Below are 4,141 nucleotides of genomic sequence, written 5' to 3'. Positions count from 1 at the left end.
GATCTGGATCTCTGCGCCGCCCAGTTGGCGCGGCTGCTGAGTTGGCTAAAGCAAAACCATCCGCAGCTCTATCCAGAGGCAGTGCAACTGGTGGATGCCACCCGCGAGGAGTTTGAGCGGCGGGTTCAACGAGGATAAGAGATTCGTAGAGGCCTGGGGTGCCAAGGCTAGGATAGGGGGTATCTCCTTATCTCCAAGCTCGCTGCCAATTGCCGCGGAGCTGCTCCCCCCTCTCCCTGGGGGAGGGAGCTGGGGGTGAGGGAAAAGTTGTGTTGACCCGCTAGGCATTGGAGATGGCTACTGCGGATGCGAAGTTCCCCGAGCGGATAGCTCAGCCGTCCTCTCAGGAAGAGCCTGGAAAGGGATCCCTGCTGCTCCATGTTGGGGGCATGAGCTGCGCCGGCTGTGTTCGGGTCGTCGAGCAGACCCTGCTGAATCAGCCGGGGGTGGTCAAAGCCAGCGTTAACCTGGTTACCGAATCAGCTCTTGTGGAACTTGCCCCTGGGATCCAGCCTGATCCCGAGCATTTGGCCCGGATCTTGACGGATGCAGGGTTTCCCAGCTCTTGCGCCGCCGGCAGAGGCGATTTTCCCCAAGCTCAGGCTCCTTCCCCCGACGGATGGGACAATGCCCTGGACGCGCCTGCGGATCCCCTCGCGCGGCAACGGCGGCAAGCCCAAGACCACCTTCGCCAGGCCCTCACCGCCGTTTTTTTGCTGCTCATTTCTGCCGCTGGACACCTGGATCTTTTTGCCCGCCTGGGCCTGCCCGTCCTCAACGACGTCTGGCTGCACTGGGGGTTGGCGACGCTGACCTTTGTCGGCCCGGCCCGCGGCCTTGTCCTGGACGGCTGGCGGGCGGCGCGGCGGCTGGCCCCCAACATGAACACGCTAGTCACCCTGGGATCCGGATCCGCCTACCTGGCCAGTCTGGTGGGGTTGCTGGCCCCGCAGGTGGGCTGGGAGTGCTTCTTTGAAGAGCCGGTGATGCTGCTCAGCTTCATCCTGCTGGGGCGGGCCCTGGAACAGCAGAGCCGTCTGCGGGCGGCCAGCAGTTTGCAATCGCTGCTCAGCCTGCGCCCCAGCGTTGCTTGGCGAGTCCGACCCTCTCAACGGTCAGGATCCCCAGCCGAAGACCTGAGCAAAGGCGAGCTGGCGGCAGAGCAGTGCCCCGTGGAACAGGTGCAGGTGGGAGACTGGCTGCAAGTGCGGGCTGGCGAGCAGATCCCGGTGGATGGGGAAGTAATTGCCGGCCAGGCCACGGTGGACGAGGGCATGCTCACCGGGGAATCCCTACCCGTGCTCAAACAGCCAGGGGATCCGGTCGTGGCCGGGACGGTCAACCAATCGGGGCTGCTGCTGTGCCAAGCTACGCGCACCGGCAAAGACACCACCCTGGCCCAGATCATCCGCTTGGTGGAAGAAGCCCAGGCCCGCAAGGCCCCCATCCAGGGCCTGGCCGACCGGGTGGCCGGCTACTTCACCTACGGGGTGGTGGTGCTGGCCCTTCTCACCTTCGCCTTCTGGTACTGGGTTGGGATCCCCTTGTGGGGCAGCGAGCTCCTGAGGGGGGTCGGCCTTCACTCCCCTCTGCACCTGGCGGATCACCCGCCCCACCCCACCCCTCTGCTCCTCAGCCTTAAGCTGGCCATCTCGGTGCTGGTGGTGGCCTGCCCCTGTGCCCTCGGATTGGCGACGCCGACGGCCATTCTGGTGGGCACCGGCCTGGGCGCGGAGCGGGGGCTGCTCATCCGCGGCGGCGATGTCCTGGAGAAAACCCACCGCCTGCAAACGGTTGTCTTCGACAAAACCGGCACCCTCACCCAGGGGGATCCGCACCTAACAGATTGCCTGGCCCTCGACCCCTCTCTGGATCCGGCTCGGCTGCTGCAACTGGCGGCCACGGTGGAAAGCGGCACCCGCCATCCCCTGGCCCAGGCCATTTTGGGGGCCCTCCGCGAGCGAGGACTACCCCTGCTCTCTGCCGACGAGTTTTACACTCAGCCAGGCCTGGGGGCCTCGGCGCGGGTGGAAGGGCAAGAGGTCATCTTGGCCTCCTTAGAGGGGCTGGCCGCCCTAGGGATCCCGATTTCCCCGCAAGCGCAGGCCCAAGCCCAGGCGCTGCTACAAGCTGGCAAAACGGTGGTGGGGGTGGCCGTGGCGGGATCCCTGGTGGGGCTGTTGGCGGCCCAGGATCCCTTGCGGCCCGACGCCCGGGCAACGCTGCAACGGCTTCGGCAAATGGGCCTGCAGGTAGTCCTGCTAACCGGCGACCGAACCGAGGTGGCCCAGCAGGTGGCCCAGGCCTTGCAGGTGCCAGGGATCCGCGTCATCGCCGAGGTGCAGCCGGCAGACAAAGCTCAGGTTATCCGAGATCTGCAGGCCCAGGGTCAAAGAGTCGCCATGGTGGGTGATGGCATCAACGACACCCCCGCCCTGGCCCAAGCTGACGTGGGCATGGCTCTGCACTCTGCCACCGCTGCCGCCCTCGAGACTGCCGATATCATCCTCATGCGCAACCGCCTCTGGGACGTCGTGGAAGCCATCCGTCTCAGCCGCGCCACCTTCCGCAAGATCCAGCAAAACCTCCTCTGGGCCTTCGCCTACAACTGGGTCGGGATCCCGGTGGCTGCCGGTGCGCTCCTGCCCAGCTTCGGCATCGGCCTCAGCCCCGCCCTGGCCGGCGGCCTCATGGCCTTCAGCTCCCTCAGTGTAATCTTCAATTCACTCCTTCTCAGGAGAACTTTTATAAGTGGTGGATCCCCTGACGAGCAAAATTAAAAAGTGTTAAAGACAACCAATATTCCGCCTACTATCTGTTTCTATTTCCGAAGTTTTACTGACTTCTGCCACAACTTTTGTCCTGCTCAGGCCTAGGAAGCAGCGATCTCGATTAAGTTCAATCAAGGAAATTAATTAGCTTTGACTTTTGAAAAGCCAAATGTAAAATGAGGCTTGCGCTGGCCCAAAGCTGCCTCGTTTTGTACCTTGCGTAGCAAGGGAAAAACCGTGAAAATACTGAAAAAGTCAGATCCGAAAGTTGGAGAGAGGGCAGAGACATGGCAATGCTTGGAGATCTTCAGGAATTTTCCCTAGCCGAGCTGTTGCATTTGATGGAAAAAGGAAAGAAAACAGGCCAACTCTCCATTTGGGGGCCCAATGGCATTTATCGAGTTTGGCTGTATCAGGGGCGAGTGGTGGCGGCCTTGTCTCCCCAAGAAGAGCATCAGTTGGAGCGCTTGCTGGTGCGCTTAAACCTGGTCAGCCAGCAAGTCGTGGCAGATTTGGCCTCCCTCTGCAGCTTGCAGGAGCCTCTGGGCCTTTGCTTGCAGCGGCAGGGGTTTATTTCCCCTGCAGCTTTGGCCAAGCTCTTTCGCTATCAACTGCAGGTGGGGCTTTACAGCCTCTTTGCCCTGGAAGCGGGACAGTTTAGCTTCTTGCCCAACGTGCCCCTGCCCTACCGCGAGATGACCGGCCTGAGCAAAGGAGCCAGTGCCGTGGCTTTGGAAGCGCTGCAGCAGCTTCGGTTGGATCAGCGCCCGGAAGAAAATCTGCCCCAGCCGGACAGCTACTTCTGGCGTACCAGCACCGAGTTGCCCTTGTACAAACTCTCGCCCCTGGAGTGGGCAATCTTGGAGCAGGTTTCGCCCGCTCGCAACCTGGTTGAGTTGGCCCAAGCCCTAAAGGCAGATCTCTTAGAAGTCCGCTATGCCTGCGCCCGCCTGGCCAAGCTGGGGTTGCTCAGCCCCTGCGACAGCTCGGCCGCTTCACCCCAGCCTGCGCTTGCGGCGGCTTCTAAGCTTCTCCCCAACCTTCGGGAAGAGAAGGAGCCGGTCAAGCCTTCCTTGGTCAGCCGCCTATCTACTCTCCTCAAAACCATGCGCGAAAAATAAGCCGGTAGAGTAAAATTCTATTGCATGCTCCTACGCCGGCTTTACGAAGTTAATTTAGGTAAAGATGAACTGGATGGCTGTAACAGATCTGGACCAAAGCAACACAAAAGTAATAGGAATTGATGCCAAAATCTTACGCAGCTCAACGCTTAGACTTTATCTCTCCAAAAAGATCGTTCATCAGTAGAATTGCTGCCAGGTTGAGTACTTGAGCGAAGATGGCTTTGCCGTCGCTACACGGTTGTTGAC

The 4,141-nt window shown here is 61.0% G+C and carries 2 protein-coding genes; both read left to right on the top strand.

The features are described from left to right. Positions 1-293: 293 nt before the first annotated feature. Complete coding sequence (locus NW809_RS11080; protein WP_414402147.1) at positions 294-2,780, top strand: heavy metal translocating P-type ATPase; 2,487 nt, start codon at positions 294-296, stop codon at positions 2,778-2,780. A 278-nt stretch (positions 2,781-3,058) separates the two neighbouring features. After that, complete coding sequence (locus NW809_RS11075) at positions 3,059-3,892, top strand: DUF4388 domain-containing protein (RefSeq protein WP_099812672.1); 834 nt, start codon at positions 3,059-3,061, stop codon at positions 3,890-3,892. Positions 3,893-4,141: the final 249 nt, after the last annotated feature.

It is taken from the genome of Synechococcus sp. WC101 (genome assembly GCF_047461555.1).
Classification (GTDB): Bacteria; Cyanobacteriota; Cyanobacteriia; order Thermostichales; family Thermostichaceae; genus Thermostichus.
The sequence above is the reverse complement of the archived record's forward strand: the minus strand, read 5'-3'. Positions and strand labels throughout refer to the sequence as shown.

Excerpts from the sequence above, each read along its gene's own strand:
- NW809_RS11080 (WP_414402147.1), top strand. The coding sequence starts at position 294 with ATGGCTACTGCGGATGCGAAGTTCCCCGAGCGGATAGCTCAGCCGTCC.
- NW809_RS11075 (WP_099812672.1), top strand. The coding sequence starts at position 3,059 with ATGGCAATGCTTGGAGATCTTCAGGAATTTTCCCTAGCCGAGCTGTTG.